The sequence below is a fragment of the Streptomyces calidiresistens genome, assembly GCF_014141525.1.
In the GTDB taxonomy this organism is placed as follows: Bacteria; Actinomycetota; Actinomycetes; order Streptomycetales; family Streptomycetaceae; genus Streptomyces; species Streptomyces calidiresistens.
On the sequence record NZ_VKHS01001422.1, the window covers coordinates 1 to 709 of the forward strand.

1 pseudogene is annotated in these 709 nt (G+C 78.8%); it reads left to right on the forward strand.

The window, feature by feature from the left end:
• Positions 1-709, forward strand: a pseudogene (locus tag FOE67_RS27630) (hypothetical protein); the annotation flags it as partial.

The window sequence follows — 709 nt, forward strand, 5'->3', positions numbered from 1 at the left end:
GCGCACGAACCGCGACCCCGCCCCCCGGGCGACGCGATCACCGGGCCGCCCGGGCCCGGATCCGCGCCGCCCTGCGGGAGGAGGGCCGCCTGCTGGTGGAGCTGCGCGTGGTCCACGTCGCCCTCGGCCTCGCCGTGCTGTGGACCCTCCTGCTCCTGGTCCCCTCCCCGCGGACCGCCGGGGCCCTCGGGCCCCACCTGCTGTTCCTGGACACCGCCGGGTTCGGGGCGCTGTTCGCCGTCGCCCTGGTCCTGGTGGAGCGCACGGAGAGGACCGACGCCGTGCGACGGGTCTCACCGCTGCGACCCGTCGAGGCCGCCCTGTGCCGGGTCCTCCCCCTGACCCTCCTCACCTGCGCGATGGCGGTACCGATCGCCGCGGCCGCCGCCCGTCCGACCGACACCGGCGGCGTCCTGCGGGTCGTCCTCGGCGTCCCCGCGGCGGTGGCCCCGATCGCGGTGCTGCTCCTCGCCTGCTGCCTGGCCGCCGGCACCCGCGCCCGCACCCTGCCCGGTGTCGTGGTGGGAGCCCTGCCGCTCCTGGTGCCCCTGCTGGTGGTGCCGGTCGCGCACCTCCTCGGCGTCCTCGACCACCCGGTCGCCCACCTCGTCCCCACCACCGGCGGGGCCCGGCTGATCGAGGCGGCCGTCACCGGCGCCCCGCCCGCCGGCGGGGCGTTCCCCGCCCTGGTGTGGGTCTGGCTCTGCGC